Annotated in this window: 24 protein-coding genes and 2 tRNA genes; 12 read left to right on the top strand and 14 right to left on the bottom strand. The window is 36.7% G+C overall.

Translation table 11 applies throughout. The annotated features are described in order from the left end of the window. Positions 1-173: 173 nt before the first annotated feature. Complete coding sequence (locus tag HZC31_02105; GenBank protein ID MBI5002152.1) at positions 174-872, top strand: DNRLRE domain-containing protein; 699 nt, start codon at positions 174-176, stop codon at positions 870-872. Between the two features lie 27 nt (positions 873-899). Here the strand turns inward: HZC31_02105 and HZC31_02100 are convergent, their stop codons facing one another. After that, the gene (locus HZC31_02100; protein MBI5002151.1) at positions 900-1,751 is read right to left on the bottom strand and encodes a segregation/condensation protein A; all 852 of its coding nucleotides are present in this window, start codon (positions 1,749-1,751) and stop codon (positions 900-902) included. Positions 1,752-1,796: 45 nt separating this feature from the next. Beyond that, positions 1,797-2,366 carry a hypothetical protein gene (locus HZC31_02095; GenBank protein MBI5002150.1) on the bottom strand — a complete coding sequence of 190 codons (570 nt, stop codon included), beginning with the start codon at positions 2,364-2,366 and terminating at the stop codon, positions 1,797-1,799. A 90-nt stretch (positions 2,367-2,456) separates the two neighbouring features. On the opposite strand from HZC31_02095, the gene HZC31_02090 reads away from it, so the two are divergent. Then, positions 2,457-2,858 carry a hypothetical protein gene (locus HZC31_02090; GenBank protein ID MBI5002149.1) on the top strand — a complete coding sequence of 134 codons (402 nt, stop codon included), beginning with the start codon at positions 2,457-2,459 and terminating at the stop codon, positions 2,856-2,858. A gap of 169 nt (positions 2,859-3,027) precedes the next feature. On the opposite strand, the gene HZC31_02085 is transcribed toward HZC31_02090, so the two are convergent. Beyond that, positions 3,028-3,612, bottom strand: a complete 585-nt coding sequence (locus tag HZC31_02085; protein MBI5002148.1) for a hypothetical protein — start codon at positions 3,610-3,612, stop codon at positions 3,028-3,030. Continuing rightward, the gene (locus tag HZC31_02080; GenBank protein ID MBI5002147.1) at positions 3,602-4,195 is read right to left on the bottom strand and encodes a hypothetical protein; all 594 of its coding nucleotides are present in this window, start codon (positions 4,193-4,195) and stop codon (positions 3,602-3,604) included. Before HZC31_02080 ends, HZC31_02085 begins: the two co-directional genes overlap by 11 nt. 125 nt (positions 4,196-4,320) lie before the next feature. Between HZC31_02080 and HZC31_02075 the strand changes: the two genes are divergently transcribed. Then, positions 4,321-4,806 carry a hypothetical protein gene (locus HZC31_02075; GenBank protein MBI5002146.1) on the top strand — a complete coding sequence of 162 codons (486 nt, stop codon included), beginning with the start codon at positions 4,321-4,323 and terminating at the stop codon, positions 4,804-4,806. Between the two features lie 34 nt (positions 4,807-4,840). Here HZC31_02075 and HZC31_02070 read toward each other — a convergent pair. Together HZC31_02070 and HZC31_02065 are read right to left on the bottom strand one after the other, a co-directional pair. Beyond that, positions 4,841-4,911 (bottom strand) — tRNA-Gly (locus tag HZC31_02070). Positions 4,912-4,934: 23 nt separating this feature from the next. After that, a tRNA-Val gene (locus tag HZC31_02065) sits at positions 4,935-5,007 on the bottom strand. Between the two features lie 97 nt (positions 5,008-5,104). Between HZC31_02065 and HZC31_02060 the strand changes: the two genes are divergently transcribed. Both HZC31_02060 and HZC31_02055 read left to right on the top strand, forming a co-directional pair. Next, positions 5,105-5,374: a hypothetical protein gene (locus HZC31_02060; protein MBI5002145.1), complete on the top strand. Its 270-nt coding sequence runs from the start codon at positions 5,105-5,107 to the stop codon at positions 5,372-5,374. A 62-nt stretch (positions 5,375-5,436) separates the two neighbouring features. After that, positions 5,437-5,691, top strand: a complete 255-nt coding sequence (locus HZC31_02055) for a 50S ribosomal protein L35ae (protein ID MBI5002144.1) — start codon at positions 5,437-5,439, stop codon at positions 5,689-5,691. A 21-nt stretch (positions 5,692-5,712) separates the two neighbouring features. Here HZC31_02055 and HZC31_02050 read toward each other — a convergent pair whose 3' ends face one another. Next, positions 5,713-6,690, bottom strand: coding sequence for a hypothetical protein (locus HZC31_02050; protein MBI5002143.1), 978 nt, complete (start codon positions 6,688-6,690; stop codon positions 5,713-5,715). Between the two features lie 433 nt (positions 6,691-7,123). Here HZC31_02050 and HZC31_02045 point away from each other — a divergent pair, with 433 nt between their 5' ends. Together HZC31_02045 and HZC31_02040 are read left to right on the top strand one after the other, a co-directional pair. Next, a complete protein-coding gene (locus HZC31_02045) occupies positions 7,124-7,816 on the top strand; it encodes a hypothetical protein (GenBank protein MBI5002142.1) in 693 nt (230 codons plus the stop codon). A gap of 1 nt (position 7,817) precedes the next feature. Next, positions 7,818-8,090, top strand: coding sequence for a hypothetical protein (locus HZC31_02040; protein ID MBI5002141.1), 273 nt, complete (start codon positions 7,818-7,820; stop codon positions 8,088-8,090). A 422-nt stretch (positions 8,091-8,512) separates the two neighbouring features. On the opposite strand, the gene HZC31_02035 is transcribed toward HZC31_02040, so the two are convergent. The 4 genes from HZC31_02035 to HZC31_02020 are packed head-to-tail and all read right to left on the bottom strand — an operon-like array spanning position 8,513 to position 10,912. Continuing rightward, positions 8,513-9,118 (bottom strand): hypothetical protein, encoded by a 606-nt coding sequence (locus HZC31_02035; GenBank protein ID MBI5002140.1) that lies wholly within the window; start codon positions 9,116-9,118, stop codon positions 8,513-8,515. Further along, a complete protein-coding gene (locus HZC31_02030; protein MBI5002139.1) occupies positions 9,111-9,758 on the bottom strand; it encodes a 2OG-Fe(II) oxygenase in 648 nt (215 codons plus the stop codon). The genes HZC31_02035 and HZC31_02030 overlap by 8 nt, the downstream gene beginning before the upstream one ends. Positions 9,759-9,815: 57 nt before the next feature. Then, complete coding sequence (locus tag HZC31_02025; protein MBI5002138.1) at positions 9,816-10,346, bottom strand: hypothetical protein; 531 nt, start codon at positions 10,344-10,346, stop codon at positions 9,816-9,818. After that, positions 10,343-10,912 (bottom strand): nucleotidyltransferase domain-containing protein, encoded by a 570-nt coding sequence (locus tag HZC31_02020; protein ID MBI5002137.1) that lies wholly within the window; start codon positions 10,910-10,912, stop codon positions 10,343-10,345. Before HZC31_02020 ends, HZC31_02025 begins: the two co-directional genes overlap by 4 nt. Before the next feature lie 129 nt (positions 10,913-11,041). Here HZC31_02020 and HZC31_02015 point away from each other — a divergent pair, with 129 nt between their 5' ends. Then, positions 11,042-11,206: a hypothetical protein gene (locus HZC31_02015; GenBank protein MBI5002136.1), complete on the top strand. Its 165-nt coding sequence runs from the start codon at positions 11,042-11,044 to the stop codon at positions 11,204-11,206. 7 nt (positions 11,207-11,213) lie between these two features. On the opposite strand, the gene HZC31_02010 is transcribed toward HZC31_02015, so the two are convergent. Further along, positions 11,214-11,891: a hypothetical protein gene (locus HZC31_02010; GenBank protein ID MBI5002135.1), complete on the bottom strand. Its 678-nt coding sequence runs from the start codon at positions 11,889-11,891 to the stop codon at positions 11,214-11,216. A gap of 88 nt (positions 11,892-11,979) precedes the next feature. Further along, on the bottom strand, positions 11,980-13,122 hold the full coding sequence (locus HZC31_02005) for a transposase (protein ID MBI5002134.1): 1,143 nt from the start codon (positions 13,120-13,122) through the stop codon (positions 11,980-11,982). 161 nt (positions 13,123-13,283) lie between these two features. On the opposite strand from HZC31_02005, the gene HZC31_02000 reads away from it, so the two are divergent. The 4 genes from HZC31_02000 (at position 13,284) to HZC31_01985 (ending at position 16,756) form a co-directional block, all read left to right on the top strand. Further along, complete coding sequence (locus HZC31_02000; GenBank protein MBI5002133.1) at positions 13,284-13,556, top strand: hypothetical protein; 273 nt, start codon at positions 13,284-13,286, stop codon at positions 13,554-13,556. Beyond that, positions 13,528-13,710 (top strand): winged helix-turn-helix domain-containing protein, encoded by a 183-nt coding sequence (locus HZC31_01995; GenBank protein ID MBI5002132.1) that lies wholly within the window; start codon positions 13,528-13,530, stop codon positions 13,708-13,710. Before HZC31_02000 ends, HZC31_01995 begins: the two co-directional genes overlap by 29 nt. 216 nt (positions 13,711-13,926) lie before the next feature. Beyond that, on the top strand, positions 13,927-16,356 hold the full coding sequence (locus tag HZC31_01990) for an N-6 DNA methylase (GenBank protein MBI5002131.1): 2,430 nt from the start codon (positions 13,927-13,929) through the stop codon (positions 16,354-16,356). Positions 16,357-16,396: 40 nt separating this feature from the next. Next, positions 16,397-16,756, top strand: coding sequence for a hypothetical protein (locus HZC31_01985; protein ID MBI5002130.1), 360 nt, complete (start codon positions 16,397-16,399; stop codon positions 16,754-16,756). Here HZC31_01985 and HZC31_01980 read toward each other — a convergent pair. Beyond that, positions 16,695-17,066 (bottom strand): transposase (locus HZC31_01980; GenBank protein MBI5002129.1); only part of this gene is annotated, 372 nt, incomplete at its 5' end. The two genes, HZC31_01985 and HZC31_01980, sit on opposite strands and share 62 nt — an antisense overlap.

The following is a 17,066-nucleotide window of genomic DNA, read 5'->3' as shown; positions in this document are numbered from 1 at the left end:
AGTTCATCCGGAATTCTCCAACCATCATCTCTAACAACTAATCCCATCGGGTCACCTCTTCTCATTCTCACGTGACCCATTCCCTAATATCTATTCAATGAGAAAGCTACTATTTATTCCTTTCGGGATAGGCTCTTAGTACTATAAAACAGAGTATATTGGAGGAAATTACCATGAAAATAAGAGCATTAAGTTTAGTAGGATTATTGGGTTGTGCAGAATCACAGGTGCAAAAATCAGAAACAAATGATCCAACATCAGGAGATTTATTGATTTCCGGAGCAGAAAAAAGCGCTCTTCAAAGCGAAACAATTCCAGCATATTATGCAGTTCGTGTTCGTGAAGCAGAACCTGATAGAAATTTTTATGGAGAGCCAGCTATGATTGGATGTTCTGCAGATGGATTTGATCGTTATTTAGTTCGTTTTACAGCGAATTTTAAAGGGAGTGAAGTTCAATCAGCAAAGATTGTTTTGGATGCATTGAGTGGAACATGTGCATCTTCATATGACAGCACTAAATGTGATCTTGAAATGACTGTTGTTGCATATCCAGTTAGAGATCCTATGTTTGGTGCAACACCTGCGACATGGAATGTATTACCTACTTTTTTAAGAGGACGTGATCCTACTGGTACATCAACGTTCCATGTTCCTTATCAAGGGACAGCAGCTATTTCTTTTGACGTGACTGAATACATACAAGGTGTTACAGGCACAATGCAAGGATATGGATTTGAGTTGCGAGCGGCAAACGACACAGAAACGACAAGACGAGAACAAACATTGCTTCATGACGAATTCCATATTGGTAGAGCAATTCAACGTGATGTTCTAGTTGGAAATCCACGATTAGAAGTGACATACAAATAATTTTTTATTTTATTTATTTCCAGTAATTTATGACTTCTTTTCTACTTCTAATGGCTCATGCGCCCGTTCGCCAAGTGTAATATGAATTTCTCCAAGATGAACTTCCTGCTGGAGATTGACTTTCCCCTCATTACTCAAATGGAGCAATGGAATAAAAGTGTACACTTTTTCAAGTTTAGTTCCTTCTTTCAATAATTTGCTGAACAAAAGCTTTGCTTCTTTCTGCGTCATAAAATGACCCATCACTTCACCAAATGTCTTCTGAATGAGCTGATCAATATCGACTTTTCTCACCGGGATTTCCATATGAATTTCGTCTTCTCCCCAGCCTTTTCTTCTGTTCTTGACTTCAAGCGCTTTTTCTAACGCTTCAACTAAATCGTAGACAGACACTTTTCGTTTTCGTGGCTGCGGTGTTCGTGGAATGAGTTCATAGTTTCTTCCTTCGATAGAAACATTGATGCGGTCAGTTCCTTCCATCTGGGAGAGCTCGTCGTAAAACGCATCTTCATCACTTTGATTGCCGCTCGCGATAAGCTGATCAAGATAATTCATATCTTCACCAATGAGCTTGTTTGATTTTAGTCTGAGCATAATCGCCGCCGCTAGAATAACTTTTCCTGAAATCTTGAAATCCATTTCTTTGAATTGTCGCAGTTTTTCAAGGAACTTTTGCGAAAGAAGCTTGATGTCAATATCCCACGGATTCATTTGTTCTGATTTGATTGCCGTGAAGATTATTTGCTGCCAGCTGATATCATCTTTATTGAGAATCATATCGAATAATTGTTCATGCGGTAATAGCGTTACTTCTGGAATTGCGTCTGGATTTTTCTGTTTGTTTTCTGGCTCAGCAAGCCGCTGTTGTTCCTTGTTCATTGTAGTTTTTTTGGTCATTTTAGATTATATAAATGTTTGGAGAATTTATTGACTGCACGGAGCAACTTTGACTGTTGAAGCGTTTGTGTTTGGCTGAATTCCTTCAAAAAACTGAAGTTGACGAGTATATACTTCTTGTTCAACTGTTGGTTTTTGTGTTGCCATGAGCTCTTCTGTCCCATCTCGATTTTGTCTGTAACTGAGCACGAGATCAACAAGACCATCTACACCTATATCTGTATACGTCCATTTTGAAGGAGCAAAATCAGCTTTGTACGCAACGCATTTATGATCTTCATATTTTTCACATTCATTGACGCCTGCCGCGCTTAATCCAAGAGAAACACCGTATGTATTTTTTTCTGCATCGTACATAAACTCTGCTCGTCCTGGATGATCTTCAACTACAATAGTGTAGCTGTTTCCATCACATTTTTTTTTGAGATTATGAAGTGTTGCTTCACTTGCGGGGATGATTGTTTCTTCTTTGTTTGTTCCATCGCCTTGTTCAAAGTATCCATTTTTTTCCGCAACATAATAGATAGAGAGTGCGTAGAGCGGAGCCAATATTACAGTGGCTATTCTTCCTCTTTTAGTCAGTTTTTCGTCATCCATACAGAGGAGGGGTAAAAACAAGCTTATAAAGTTTACTACTAAAATGTGATAAATGAGAAAATATAAAAATACTGCCTCTTTCCCAACCCTATGAACAAACAAATGCTTGCTGATATAACAGCTTTAGACACAATCCTTGAAACGTATAGAACAGAACACCCGACTGACGCTGCAAATTTCCGGCTGGAGCTGGCTCGTGTCCCTCCACTTGTACGTGGATTGGTTGGATTAATTCTTCCTCAGAAGAATATTAATAATTGGCTTGCAGATCCAGAAGCATTTGATGGATATTCCCCTTTGGATTATTTGTCTGTCTTAGAAACAAAAGAAGCTGAAAAAAAGATATTGGAGGTTTATACTGTTTTAGAAAGAAATGGAACGGCTTCTGGCTTTGTTAGTGTCGAGGATATTCCCGCTCCTGAAGAAGTATACTGTCAAGTAAGAAACGCGCAGTGTGCACAATTAGGTTTAATAGAATCTCCTAAAATATGAATGCGCTGACCTGATCATAAAGTCAAATGCGCTGACCGAACCATGAACTTGAAGTCAAATGCGCAGTTCGGGCATCAAAACTCAGTTTCAGTGCGCTCCACTCATTTCTGCTTCTTGTCAATTGTTCTGACTATTCTCTTATTTATAATCTTCGATTTTTGTGGGTCACTTATAACTCCAATATTTTTCTCATTTCTTCGTTGAAATGTGTTGCTCTTTGAAGTGATGTTTCTGCTTTATGTTGTAGCGCAACAAATCCTAATTCATACGTAAAATCCGCTCGTTTACCTTTTTCATGAAGATAATCATCTATCAGCGTTTTTGCTTTTTCTTTGCCCAACAATACAAGGGCTTCTTTTTCCGCATCAACAAAATCATCAATAAGTTTTTTTTCTAGTTTTCCTGTCAAATAAAAATAGTAGACAAGAGCATCAAAAGTAACACTATGAACAGACAATTCTGGTTTGAGCGCAATTTTTGAGTTTTCCAATAGCGCTCGCGCCATATAGAACATAGAATAATAGCTTGCATTAATCACCCACAAAAAGCCATTAAAGTCGGAAAATCCAAGTGGCGCTTGGAGTTCTTTTTTTGTAGAAACAGTGAAGACAAGTCGAGCAGTTTCAAGAGAATTTTTTGCGTTGGTGATAAAGAATGGAACAAACTTCCCAGTACTCTCTTTTGTAATCACTCCCTCTTGTATGTATGAAGTGACTCTCTTCTTGAGTTGTTCAAGCTGTTTATCATCGAGCATCTGTGAGCACCTTATAATAATTTTCAGCTCCAAAAAGGAGAATGTGTTTATGAAGTGTTTCATTTATGACATTTGGTTCTTCTCTTTTTTGCAGCATTTCTCGCATGCTTTCTGTTGTGATAACATGAATATCAAAATGTAATGTGAAATTTGCCGCAATATTTGTGAGCAGCTTTTCTGTGTTATTTATTTTTTCTTTGTTATCAATAACAAGAAGGATGTCAATGTCTCCGGGGTTCTTTTTTTCTACTGCTGACCCGAAAACAAGAAGAATGAAGAAATCTTCTTTTAGTTTCTCCAAAACATCTTTCGTGAAGAGAGAAACTATTTTGTTTTGTTCGAAGAATGCTTTTGTTTTTACCGCTTCGACATACGCTATTTCCGCATGATTTTTTTTGTACTGAAGTGCGATAAGCTGATGTTCATCTTTTTCGAGAAAGAAATTTGAAAGAAGCGACTGTATTGATCTGTGGATAAGAGGGTATGGTTTTTTTAATTGATCTGCTATTTGCTTGATACTGAATTTTTGCGTTATTTTTGCCGTGAAAATGCAAAGGATGGCAAGTTCTGTTTTGGTTAGCATGAGTATCACTTTTTAGATATACCAATGTATCTTTATGGTGATATTTAAAGTTTGTGGTTTATTCCGTCATTATTCATCACTATTCAAGAGTAAGACATATAAATGACTGATTATTTTCCTCCTCCATGGACAGAACATTAGAAAGTTATTTGGATGAACTGAGAGCCTGTAATGATGATGATAGATTTCGTTGGGAACTTGCTATCCATGACAACTATCCCATTCATTTGTATGGGGGAGAGGATTTATTTTCTCAAGTAATACATGCATTTAGGGCTTCACCTCATGGATCTATTCGTGAACCTTGGCATCTTTTTTATGAGAGAGCCGATGATGACACTCTTGGGTTTAATTATGGACCTGGAACTGTTCAAGTATATGTTTGGAATGATGCCATATCAATTATGAAAGGTCAAGACATGAAGATTGATGGTCGAGATCCTTCTGTTACTATTATGGTTCACTGCTCTCAAACAAAAGAAATGGAAGGTGTTAGTAGTTATAGAGCACTAGCATTAGCAATTGTTGGTTTAGGAGAATATATCATACAAGAAGAATTAACAGCAAAATTTACAAAGAATGGCTTGGACATAACCTATATCCCTAAATAATAAAAAAACCGAGCGCATCGGAATCGAATATGAATGCGCTGACCGGGAATCGAACCCGGACCAGAACCTTGGCAAGGTCCCATTGTACCATTCAACTACCAGCGCGGTAGAGTTGATTGAAAATAAAGTGGGCCCAACCGGATTTGAACCGGTGACCTACGCCTTGTAAGGGCGTCGTTATAGCCACTAAACCATGAGCCCGAAACGTATTGTTACTGAACTTTCTATCTTTTTATAAATCTTGTGCTCAGGTTTATATACTTATTCTTCTTAGAAGCCATTGTAAGAGGTGGTCTTTGTGACTAAACTAGATAAGAATAAAGTGGGATTAACCCTAGCAATTTTTTTTGCAGCAATGCACACATTGTGGGCTCTTGCCGTTGCGCTTGGCGTCGGTCAGAAGTTTTTTGACTATATCTTCCCCATGCACTTTTTGAACAACGTCTATTCTGTCATGGTATTTAACGCAGGAACAGCAGTTCTCCTCGTCGTTATGGCTTTTGTCTGCTGTTACATCATGGGCTGGCTCTTTGCCGCGCTCTGGAACTGGGTTGACAAAACTGTTTAATTTTTCTTTTTTTCTTTAACATTTTAGCAACATTTAAAAATAAGTGGTTGTTTCAAATGATTATGAAAGGCACAATCGTTAATTTCCGCGTGGGCATGAAGACCATGTACCACAATCACATGATCGTCAACGCAGGACTCTCCAAGAGAGAAGAAGCTGCAAAGCTTGTTGGTAAACCAGTTGTTTACACGACTTCCGCAAAGAATACCATTAAAGGAAAAGTCGCTTCCGCGCACGGCAACAAAGGCGCGCTTCGCGTTATCTTTGAAAAAGCTATGCCTGGACAAGCAATTTCTCAGCATGTTGAAATTTTGTAAGGAGTTTTGTTAAGAATTTCTTCAAGCAGAATAATATACCTTTCCACTACGGTTATTACATCCGAATAGAACAAGCCGACCATCTTGCTCACCATTATTTCCCATAACTACTTCTCGTTTAAAATATTTACCCATAGCTTCTGCGCCATACTTTTCCAGTTTGTTTTTTGCGGTTATAAATTTACGCGCGTATGTTTCTGGTATTCTTGTCCCCGGTGATATTAAATTACTACGATTAATAAAATTTGATCTTAAATTTTCTCTACCACAGAGTGTTATGCAGGAGTATTCATCACCTAATAACTCATGAGTAGCATAAAAGAAATCTCCTTCTCCCGCGTCTGATCCATTTAACCATGGTCTTTCTTCAAAATTTTTATTTGTATCAGGCTGAAAATCCTGAAGCCAATAAAACATTGAGGGCATATAATCCAGAACAATTCCTTGTCTTTTCAAATCTATTTCCTCAGTATAAGGATCTCTCTCTTCAACACCTGGTGGATGCGTTTTTCTATACTCATTTATTGCCTCACCTACAGGAGAAAGTTTTATTAGTTCTTTAGCGGCTCGCGCTATAACATATTTTGGATTCAACAACTTATACCGCTCGTCAAAAGGAACATTATCATTAAATAATGCGAGTGGGGAGGGTCGGGAAAAGTAAGGGTGAGGTACCAATCGTACACCCCTCTCATCATTCGAAATACAAAAATACCCTATTATGTCAAAAATCCTTTTATTTGGATCTTCTTTATCAGATAGGACTACTTTCATATCCAGTCCATAAATTGCGTGATCATAAAATGTTCTCAGTATTCTGCAAAATTCACCGAATCCTTCTAAAAATTCTGGAGAAAAACCTTCTCTTTCTAATTCAACGCTTCTCTGCCTTATATCCAATTCCAATTGCGTGAAAGATGGCGTCCACTGGGTATCAATAAGATGCTCTAAAGCAGCCTCTTCTCTGCTCTTTGTTTTGAATAAATCTGTTATACCCATAAAGAATAGGAATCTCTGGTTATTTATAAACATTTTTGTTAATTCTACTTTTAAGTGATAAATAATAAAAAAAGAAGCCGGGTCTTTCGACCCAGTTCTTTAGTGGTTTGCTGGCCACGAATTTCTTCGAGGTGTGTGTGAAGAAAAGAATTTTTTGGGATTAATCTGCGCAAGCAATTCTTGCTCATCTTCTGTTAATTGGTGTCCATGCGATGACTTCAAAAAAGAAAAAGAAGAAAGGGAGCCTAAACCCTTTCCAGCGTGTATGCGAGTTTTTATGATCATCACCTCTTCCACAAAATCCAGCGGGATGCTGACCTTTGTTTCTGATAGCACCCTTTAGACCAACCCTTTATTAATACCCTCTGCAACAAACATAGAGAAAGTTCTTCCATAAGTTTTAAAAAGCCAGATTGACCTTTTCGAGAATAAGATGAGATATCAACTGGGCATTACACCGGACTGGTTTAAAGACATTGACACAGGTTTTGAAGTCGTGTCCCTGCTTGCAACATTTTTAATAGCGGCAACTGCCTACAAATTCTACAAATTAACAGATGAAGTCCGCTACAAATGGTTTAGCGCATCGTTTTTCCTTATCTCCATTTCTTACTTTTTTAAAATTCTGACGAATCTTATTGTTTATAATGAAGAATGGGGAACAAAGACATTAGAACTGTTTACTTATACCGTGCAGTATGTCCATGAATATTATTACTTTGAAATCTTTGGAACACTTGCGTTCAGATTCCTCATGCTTGTGGGTTTATTTGGATTGTACTACATTATTTGCAAATGCCAAGATCAGAAATCAATCCCAATTATTATCTTCCTTATTTTTATCACCACCATTTTTAGCAACATTCAATACTTTGCGTTTCACTTGACTGCTGCGTTATTGCTCGGATTGATTGTCTGGCAACTATACAACAACATGAAGGAGCAGAAAAAACAAAAGATTACTGTTCGAACACCAATCATCGCGTTTGGCATTCTTCTTGTGAGTCAGCTGCTTTTTGGGCTCTTATTCCTTACTCCTGAAATGTATGTTATCGGCGAAGTGGTGCAACTCTTCGGGTTCTTGCTTCTGCTCTATAACTATATTCAGATGGTGCGAGGCAAATAATATGGCAAAGCGACGTTCCCGACTGGACATTATCTGCGATATGCTTGGCTCTATTCAAGATAAAGGCGGAAAAATAAAGCCAACGCATCTCATGTACAAAGCAAATCTTTCTCACAATTTATTGAACAGTTATTTAGAAGAATTGGTAGACAAGAACATGGTCAAAGAAATGGAAATTAATCATTACAAATATCTCATTATTACTGATAAAGGGCTGGAATTCATGCAGAACATCAAGAAAATGAAAGACTTCCAGGAAGCGTTTGGGATTTGAGTATATCTCTCAGAATTCTCGTTTCTTAAAATTTATTTGAACTCAAAAATTCTTAAAAAAGATATAGGGATTCAAAAGGACTGCGGGGCGAATAGAAAGCAATCTGGTAATACTTAGCTACAATGTTGGGAAAACTTTATATTCTTCATAGAGATAATAAACGCCGGAAGTGGGAATCGAACCCACAGACGTTGCGACACGTTACGACTCACTGAAGTCCGTACGCGGACTTCATCAGGTCGTTGCCCTACCAATAGGCTTTTCCGGCATGCTCTTTTCTTAGAACAAACTTATTAATAGGTTTATCGACGAGTTTTCCGAAAATCTTACGGATGTTCCGAAGGATTTTCGCTTTTGGCGAATTAGTTTCGGTAAAACTCAGAAATCAATGGTTTTTTTCGGATCATCCGAAAAACTTTTGCTTAATCGCACTCAACGCGGATCAAATACACTTTATTCTTTCCCGCTACCCCATTGACATACTTCAAGAAATAATGGACATCAGGGAGCAATGCCGCAACGCAAATCGCGTTAAACATTCTTGGAAAAATAAGCGGATCTGATTTTGGACTCACAAACACTGTTTTGCCGCCTGCATTATCATTCCAGTCTTTCGTAAAATCAAAAAAAAGCACTGTCGCCGCACGCTGCTCAATGGTGTCATGCAACAATGTGTAATCTTTGTGTTCGTACACTAACAACTGTGGACGCACTGTTTTGATTTCTTTCTTCAGCATTGTGCCTAGAAGTGTTTTGAAGCCAGAAGAATTGAGAAACGCATAGAACTCCGCAAGCGGTTTTTCCGCTGCCGCTGTATGATATGAATGCATGTGCGGAATGTACTCATGGGTGAATTTTATTTTTTCAATCGCTTTTCTTACTGCTGCTGCTTTTTCAGGAAGAAGAAAACTTCCGAGCTGCACTGATGGAATCGCCGCGCTCTGAAATGTCTGCTCTACTTGTTTAATTGTTTCTGTCGTGAGATACTGCGGATTCACCCAATGTTTGAGAAGCTGAATATCAGCCATGGAACCATCCTCCTAATGTGAGGCGTTTTTTGTCCGCAAGAAGTTCATTCACCTGGTGGAATGACTGTCTTGTGACTTTGAACAGCATGAGACTGTTTTGTTGCGGGGGGTAGGATTTGACTATTTTCTTTGGGACATTTTCTTCGTCTACTGCGAAAAATTCTAACGCGCCACCATCTTTTGGCGTGAGCGTTGGGCTGAGATACAGGATATACGCTATTTTTCGATGATCAAGGTAGTCGTCGTGCGGAAGAAGATATCCATGCTGCGGAAAATTTAACGCCGCAAGATCAACAGTGTTCTTGAGCTTTGGAATGCCTGTAATTTCCTGCAACATTTTTTGCAGATAATTTGAATTGAGCATCGTATAGAAGCTGCTGAAGACAAACGACGTGCTGTTTCTCAGGTCTTTTGTCTGCTGCACATAGAAAAGATCACTGTCTTTTGTTTCAAATTCCTGTTTCTCCAATGCTTTGATAAGATATTCTATTTGTCTTGGCTGGAGAAAATTCTTTATGAGAATGTGCTGAATGGGTTTATTTTTCTGGAATTCTTTGGTGTATTTCTTAATTGCTTCATCGCTCAGGTGCTGTTCTTGAACCCATCCCTTCAATGCACCTATGCGTGGATTTGGCTTCATTCGCTTCTTTTAGATTTTGGTATATATAAGAGTTGCGGAAAGAACAAGAAGAAATACTTATGAGATCAATTTTTTTATTTCAAAGACAAATTCTCGCGCCCTTTTGAGCGACGTTTGTGCTTTGGTCTCTTTTGTTTGCTCAAGCATGTTATATTGAAATTGTGATCGCTTCTGAAGTTCCAATTCATACCCTTGCACAACCTCTTCTGCCTTCACAGATGCAATTTCCAACGCTTCTTCTTGCGCTTTTTCGTATTCTTCCAGTAATTCTTTCTTCAGTTTATCTAAAACAAGAACAATAAGCGCATCTGCTGTGACTTTATGAACTATTTTATCTTGTGTTTTGTAACCAAAATGAAGAAGCGCTGCATTTGCCATGTAAAACATCGCATAATAAGAAGCGACAATAGTCCAGAGATGCGGTCTTAATGAACTTTGTGCGAGTTCTCCTGCTACTTGGAGAGAAAGTTCTGCGTTTTTCATGTACATTTCTTTTGCAATTAGGTTCTTTTCTTTTTTGATAATACCTTCTTCTAAGTATCTGTCAAAATTATTCTTTGCTTGCTTCTTTCGCTCTTGAGTTATCATTGCATCAGCTCATAATACGCTTCAATACCATAGAGGATAATATTCTTTTTTATAACCTCGCTTCCCACTGTTTGTTCCCTGCTGTTCTTCATTTCTTTAAATTGTTTTTCAGTGAAAATGTTTGCGTGAATTTTTAGAGGGATTAAAGACGTTGTTCTCAGGATATCTTTCTCCATTTTTTCTTCTGGAATTATAAAAAAAAGATCAATATCTGAGTGTTTTGTCTGTGTTTCCTTTGCATGAGATCCGAAAAGAAGAAGAATATAAAATGGGATTATGCTTCGTTTATAGTACGCGAGAATGGTTTTTATATTTTTGTTCTTGAGCATTTCCTGCTGCCGTTCCCATTCTGCCTGATATATAAGAGGGTGGACAATGTTGTTGATAGTTACCTTTGACGCTTTTCCGAATGTTTCTATGGAGATAATTTTCTCTGTCTCAAGTCTTTTTACTATGTTGTGCGTGGTTTTATAATCCTTTTTGATGTCTTGCGCTATCTTGTTTATCGTGCAACCTTCCTTATTTTTAAGGAGATAACGTATAATCTCTGTTTCTTTGCTTCTCATGGTAATATGACCTTAATATTATGGTGATATTAACATATTAATAAATGTTGTGGTTTTGGGGTGTGCAAATTGTTACACATAGAGTAGCCGTGCGTGAAATTTAAATAGTGGAGAAAGAACTCTTTATTTATGCCTGAAGAAATAATTGGAGAGATTGTTGGTTCAGCTGCTGAAGGGATAGCTTTTGTAAACGTTGGTGTTGATCCTCGAACACCCTGGAAGAAGATACTCTTAGGCGTGCTTATTGCGTGTCTTATTGTTTTACTATTTGTATTTATTTTTGGGAAGTTTTAGCTGAGAATTATTTCTTCACAAAAATATATCTATCCGCAACTCTCTTTGCAGGTAATTCTTCAGACTCTCCCATCATTCCTTTTACTATCCTGTATCTTTCTTCTGCAGTTTCTCCACTTCTACTACCGCGATACATTTTGAACAAGGGGTCAAATGATGTTCGAATAAATTCGTATGTTTCAGGTCTTACTTCACGCAACTCTTCGAAATCTCTTACGGGCTGAAATAATCCTTCGAGGTTTCGTGAGAAGACAACGCGATTGTCGCCTTTTCTTCTATCGCTTTCAACAAAATCGATTACTCCAACAAGTTCAAATTTATTTGGATCATTGTACATGTGTGACGCATTTCCATGATAATTATTTGCTAAAATATAACCGCCATTTCTGATGTGCCGCGAAGCCCACTCTGTTGCGATACAGGGATTAAGAAGAATCAACAGATCGTGTTCTTTTGCTGGTTTGTACTCTCGTATATCTTGTCCATGCGCGTCTAATCCATGTTGTCTAAAAATATCCATCGCTGCTGTGTCTATATCGACATACGTCACTGCATCAAAGACTTTAGAAGGACTTGCGTCATTCGCGCAAGAAGGATGAAGAACTGCTCTTGCGTTATGTACTTGGTCTCTAAACGCAGTGTATATTGCGATAAGGTCGTCGTGATATTGTGGTGAGGTGGTCATAGCATCCTTATTTTCCTCCTCATTTATATATTTTTCCATAAATTATCACTTAAAAGTAGTAAAGATGAATTCTTCCAGCTTTGCACAATTAATCAGTGACTTCTTGTGCAATATAGTCGTTTGCACATTTATTGAAGTCAATTTCAATGCCGAGTTCGAATGATTCATGAACAAGAACTGCAAGGTTGTGACAGAGGCATTTACAGAGAATTTCATTGATTTGTGCTTCTTTGGTTCTGGAAAGCAGATGAAAGCCAAACTTCTTTTTTATCATGCCAAAAGACGTTTCCACATTCGATCTACGGTGATATGACTGATAAAAGCGTCCATAATCTGTTTGAAACATCTCATACATTGTTCTCCATATTTGTACGCTTTTCTTCTTTGGGTTTGCATTACTTTTAAATGGGATGAATGGCACTGCTCCTATCCTATCAACGATTGAAAGATTCTCCCTACTGGAATATGCCTTGTCTGCTGAAACTTCCCAGACATCAAAATGCTTGGAAGTTTTATCTACAAGTTTGCTAAATTCAGGACTATCTCCATAATGCCCTTCTGTAATTTCAATGGAAGTAATGATCTTTGTCGTTGTTCCAATCATAGCATGGCATTTCATGAACTTGCGTTTCATGGAATCAGAAGCAATTCTAATGTCATACCAACGCTCAAAGCAACTGGTGCTGAAACCAGTTGAATCTGCTGCAAATTGACTTTCTACAATTTTTAGAGGCAATGCGGAGAGCGTTATGAGTTCTTTCAGAATTGGCGTTATTTGCTGGTCTTTCAGAAGGTTGAGGAGCGTATTGAAGTGCGGTACGCTCTCTATGTATCCTGCTTTTTTGCAAAGCTGAATATCACTTTGTACTCTTCTTGAAGACCTGCATTCATAGAGCTTCATGATTATGCAGTAAAGCCCATCTCGAATAGAAAATGCAGGTCTTCCACGCTTCTTTATCATTGGTTGTTTCAACAAAGGAAAGAAAAAGAGAAGCTCGTCTAACAGCGCCATGACTGTTAGCTTCTCTTTGGTTTGCGCCAAATTATACTCATGCCACTGTTGCGAATAAACAGGTTTTTTGTATTCCAGCAAAAGCAGGTCTGTTTTTGGAATATATTTTGAGAGAAATTCTTGTTTCAATGGAACTCGTGGTTTGTATCGCTTGAGCATGCGGACTGCAAAGTCTGCGTAATAACTTTCTTCGTTTGAAATATCATTTTGGATTTTCATTTTTCCCTCACTAATACTTAGTCTAATTATTATAATATTAAATAATCTTCTCCTATTTATATATTTTTACTAAAAATTAGTCTATTTTATGGTATGTAATGGAAAAATATATAAATAACTAGTCTTCTAATTATTATAAAAATGTAGTTAGGTAGACTTATATGACTGAAAAAGAATTTTATGAAGAAGTTTATGAGATTATTTCCGGAGAATCTATTATTTCAGAAACTGCAAAAGTGGTTTATGACAAAAAACAAAAACAATACTCTGTAAAAATCCCAAAACGGATTGCGGATAAGCTCGAGATGAAACCAGAACTTTTTGAAATGAAATTTACTCTAAATTTAAAGACAAACCAAAGAGGTGAAATAGAGAAGGCACTTGAGACCGTGCTTTTGAAAAAAGATGGTGGAAAAGAAAAAACCTCTTCTTAATAGTAAAGAGAGAGAAATTATTCGCATGTTGCACAAAGAAGGCGGTTATATGACTGCGCATGAAATAAGTGCGAAAACAGGACTTAGTTATGTGACTGTAAAAAAGTATCTAAAAAACCTGCATGACAAAGGTGTTATATTAGAAGGTGAATAAAATGGCAAAAAAAAAGAGGAAGATAACAAAAAGAGGAAAAAGTATTAAATGGAAGCTTAATTACAAGAATATACTTAAAGTGATTAGTGGAAAGTGAATAATTAAGATTGGTGTCGGGATTATCCACTCGACACACACTAGACACCGACGATACACACAGAGCACTGGACAAGTGTCTGTGAGATATATATATTTAAACAAATTAGAGGAAAGGAAATGAGTAATCTACTAAAAGAAGGAAACATAATTGATTATATTTCAGGATTGGAGGTTAAAGCAACTCCTGAAGAAATTGAAGCAGTTCAAGTTTTCTCAAAGCAACTTATTGAAGATTATGGATATAAAAAAGAGCAAATTCAAACTAGACCGCAGTTTAGAGTTAAATCCCGTCCATCTGATACAAAAAAAGAATACCCTGTAGATATTGTTGTATTTAAGAATAAAAACAAAAATGACGATGATGCTTATATTATCATTGAATGTAAAAAGAAAAATAGGAAGGATGGAAGAGGACAATTAGAAGATTATTTGCGTTTATCTAAGGCAAGTTTAGGTGTCTGGTTTAATGGAGAAGAAAGATTATTCTTAAGAAAGTTTGAAAAAGATGGAAAAGTAATATTTGAAGAAATCCCAAATATTCCAATTTCAGGACAACGTATAGAGGATATTGGGAAATTTAAACAACGAGATTTAAAACCAACACATAACTTAAAAGCAATATTTAAATCAATTAGAAATCATCTTGCCGCAAATACAATTGGAGCAACTAGAGATGAGGTTTTGGCACAACAACTTATCAATTTAATCTTTTGTAAAATTTACGATGAAAAATTTACTGCCCCAAACGAAATTGTAAGATTTCGTGCGGGGATAGATGAAAGTCCAGAAATCATTGAAAAAAGAATAATTATCATTTTCAAAGAAGTTAAAATTAACATGCCTGAAGTAATTGATGAAGATGATAAAATTAGTTTAGACAGAAATTCAATAATTTACGTGGTAGGTGAATTACAAAACTATTCTTTAATGAATAGCGAAAGAGATGTTATCGCTGATGCTTTTGAAACTTTTATTGGTCATGCCTTAAAGGGTGGGCAAGGACAATTCTTTACTCCTAGAAATGTTGTTAAAATGATAGTTGATATTCTTCAGCCATCGGAAACAGATAGAATAATAGACCCTGCTTGTGGTAGTGGTGGATTTTTAATAGATGCTTTAAAATATGTTTGGAATAAAGCAGAAATAAAATATAAAAAACTCGGTTGGAGAGAAACGCAAATAGAAAAGAGAAAAATAGAAATAGCCACGTCAAATTTCAGAGGGATTGATAAAGATTATTTTTTAAGCAAAGTTGCAAAAGCTTACATGAATTTAATTGGAGATGGCTCGACAGGTATATTTTGTGAGGATAGTTTGGAAAATCCAAGAAATTGGAAGCCTGAATCACAAATGAAAATCCAATTAGGAACTTTTGATATATTATTAACTAATCCTCCATTTGGCAGTAAGATTCCTGTTGTTGGAGAAGAAAAAATGAAACAATTTGAAGTAGGTTATAAATGGAAATTTGATGATAGTAGTGGTCGCTGGTCAAAGACTAATAGTTTAAAGGAACAAGAAGAGCCACAAGTACTTTTTATTGAGAGGGCTTTAGCTTTATTAAAAGATGGTGGAAAAATGGCAATGGTGCTTCCAAGTGGGATTTTAGGTAATCAACAAGAAGAGTATTTGCGGCAATATCTATTAGATAAGGGAAATTTGTTTGCAATTGTAGAACTTCCATTTGAAACCTTTAGCCCTAATATTAGTATAAATACAAGTGTCTTGTTTATTCAAAAAGGGAAAACAAACGAAAAACAAAATCTTTTCATTTCAATAAATGAATACTGTGGACACAATAAAAAAGGAAAGTCAGTTGCAGAAGATGACATACATAATGTTGCCGACTTTTTTAATAATAAGAAGTCAAATGAAAATAACTTTTTCATTAATCATTCATTTTTGGAAAGCAGCTTTGTGGCAAAAAGATACCTTAAAAAGTATATTGACAATCTAGAAAGAGTTGAGAAATCTAAACATCCTGTTGTAGATTTTGGAGATATTATTTTATCTGTACACAATGGTGCAAACATAGAAGATTCTTCAATATATGTTGAGAAAAAACAAGGTATTCCATATATTCTGGTAAAGAGTATTACAAAGGAGGGTATCAATTTTGAGAATTTAAAATATATAAAAAAATCTCTTATAACAAATAAAGATGTTATAAAAAACACTGTGGAGGAAAACAATATCGTAATGACTCGAGCAGGAAATGCTGGTATTGCTGCTAATATACCTCCTGATTTAATTGGAGGGGTAGCTTCTGGATTTCTAATAAATATAAAAATAAAGAAAGGCATTGACCCTTATTATATAGTTTCATTTTTGAACTCTGAATATGGGCAAATGCAATTAGAGAGAATTTCAAGTGGGTCTATTTTACAAAGCATTCGTTCATCAGACCTTAAAAAAATCAAAATAATTTTGCCCTCTCAAGAAATTCAAAAAGTAATTGGGAAAAAACTCAAAGAAGCGACTTATGCCGCAGCTTCAGCAAGAAAGAAGATTGAAGAAGCAAATATTGATATTACAAAACTTGCATAAAATCTCTAAACATATAAACCCTCTTTAATAACTACTTAAAATGACAACCTACAAATTCTCCCCAACCAGCTTATCTTTGCTTAAAGAATGCCCTAAATGCTTCTGGCTTGCATTTAACAAAGGCATCAAACGACCAAGTACAATATTTCCTTCATTACCTTCTGGTATGGATGGCATTCTCAAAAAGCATTTTGATTTCTTCATGGAAAAAGGACAACTGCCTCCTGAATTGCAGCAACTCAATGGAGATGTAACACTTTTCAATGACGCAGAACTTTTGAAAGTTTGGAGAAGCAATTTCAAAGGCATTCAATGGACAGACAAGAAAGGAAATTTGTTTAGGGGAGCAATTGACAATCTTCTCCAAAAAGGAAAGAAATTGACATCCTCCCATGCCTAAAGGCCTCGCTTCGCTCGCCCCTCCGCTTCGCTTCGGGGATGGGATTCCAGTAAAGAGTGGCTTTGGCGTGATGTGCCTCGAGATAATTCTTCGCTTTGTCCAATGTTATGTGTCCTACGCTTACAACAAATTTTCCAGGACTCCAAAGATGTCCTCTTTTGTAGAGCTTCCGCAAAAGCGGTAGCTCAATGAAAAGACATCTCGCAGTGTAACCTTTCAATTCGTGTAAATGTTCTAGTGGCGTCATTGTTAATGGTAATGACGCCAAAACGTGGACATGGTCTACATCAACTTCACAATCTTCGATTGT

Source organism: Candidatus Woesearchaeota archaeon (assembly GCA_016214075.1).
In the GTDB taxonomy this organism is placed as follows: domain Archaea; phylum Nanobdellota; class Nanobdellia; order Woesearchaeales; family DSVV01; genus JACRPI01.
Note: the sequence above shows the minus strand (reverse complement) of the source record. Positions and strands in the feature narration are given on the sequence as shown.

Excerpts from the sequence above, each read along its gene's own strand:
- HZC31_01995 (MBI5002132.1), top strand. The coding sequence starts at position 13,528 with ATGGTGGAAAAGAAAAAACCTCTTCTTAATAGTAAAGAGAGAGAAATT.
- HZC31_02010 (MBI5002135.1), bottom strand. The coding sequence starts at position 11,891 with ATGACCACCTCACCACAATATCACGACGACCTTATCGCAATATACACT.
- HZC31_02035 (MBI5002140.1), bottom strand. The coding sequence starts at position 9,118 with ATGGCTGATATTCAGCTTCTCAAACATTGGGTGAATCCGCAGTATCTC.
- HZC31_02055 (MBI5002144.1), top strand. The coding sequence starts at position 5,437 with ATGAAAGGCACAATCGTTAATTTCCGCGTGGGCATGAAGACCATGTAC.
- HZC31_01985 (MBI5002130.1), top strand. The coding sequence starts at position 16,397 with ATGACAACCTACAAATTCTCCCCAACCAGCTTATCTTTGCTTAAAGAA.
- HZC31_02080 (MBI5002147.1), bottom strand. The coding sequence starts at position 4,195 with ATGCTAACCAAAACAGAACTTGCCATCCTTTGCATTTTCACGGCAAAA.
- HZC31_02040 (MBI5002141.1), top strand. The coding sequence starts at position 7,818 with ATGGCAAAGCGACGTTCCCGACTGGACATTATCTGCGATATGCTTGGC.
- HZC31_01990 (MBI5002131.1), top strand. The coding sequence starts at position 13,927 with ATGAGTAATCTACTAAAAGAAGGAAACATAATTGATTATATTTCAGGA.
- HZC31_02100 (MBI5002151.1), bottom strand. The coding sequence starts at position 1,751 with ATGAACAAGGAACAACAGCGGCTTGCTGAGCCAGAAAACAAACAGAAA.
- HZC31_02085 (MBI5002148.1), bottom strand. The coding sequence starts at position 3,612 with ATGCTCGATGATAAACAGCTTGAACAACTCAAGAAGAGAGTCACTTCA.
- HZC31_02050 (MBI5002143.1), bottom strand. The coding sequence starts at position 6,690 with ATGGGTATAACAGATTTATTCAAAACAAAGAGCAGAGAAGAGGCTGCT.
- HZC31_02075 (MBI5002146.1), top strand. The coding sequence starts at position 4,321 with ATGGACAGAACATTAGAAAGTTATTTGGATGAACTGAGAGCCTGTAAT.
- HZC31_02045 (MBI5002142.1), top strand. The coding sequence starts at position 7,124 with ATGAGATATCAACTGGGCATTACACCGGACTGGTTTAAAGACATTGAC.
- HZC31_02030 (MBI5002139.1), bottom strand. The coding sequence starts at position 9,758 with ATGAAGCCAAATCCACGCATAGGTGCATTGAAGGGATGGGTTCAAGAA.
- HZC31_02005 (MBI5002134.1), bottom strand. The coding sequence starts at position 13,122 with ATGAAAATCCAAAATGATATTTCAAACGAAGAAAGTTATTACGCAGAC.
- HZC31_02025 (MBI5002138.1), bottom strand. The coding sequence starts at position 10,346 with ATGATAACTCAAGAGCGAAAGAAGCAAGCAAAGAATAATTTTGACAGA.
- HZC31_02015 (MBI5002136.1), top strand. The coding sequence starts at position 11,042 with ATGCCTGAAGAAATAATTGGAGAGATTGTTGGTTCAGCTGCTGAAGGG.
- HZC31_02095 (MBI5002150.1), bottom strand. The coding sequence starts at position 2,366 with ATGGATGACGAAAAACTGACTAAAAGAGGAAGAATAGCCACTGTAATA.
- HZC31_02000 (MBI5002133.1), top strand. The coding sequence starts at position 13,284 with ATGACTGAAAAAGAATTTTATGAAGAAGTTTATGAGATTATTTCCGGA.
- HZC31_02105 (MBI5002152.1), top strand. The coding sequence starts at position 174 with ATGAAAATAAGAGCATTAAGTTTAGTAGGATTATTGGGTTGTGCAGAA.
- HZC31_02090 (MBI5002149.1), top strand. The coding sequence starts at position 2,457 with ATGAACAAACAAATGCTTGCTGATATAACAGCTTTAGACACAATCCTT.
- HZC31_02020 (MBI5002137.1), bottom strand. The coding sequence starts at position 10,912 with ATGAGAAGCAAAGAAACAGAGATTATACGTTATCTCCTTAAAAATAAG.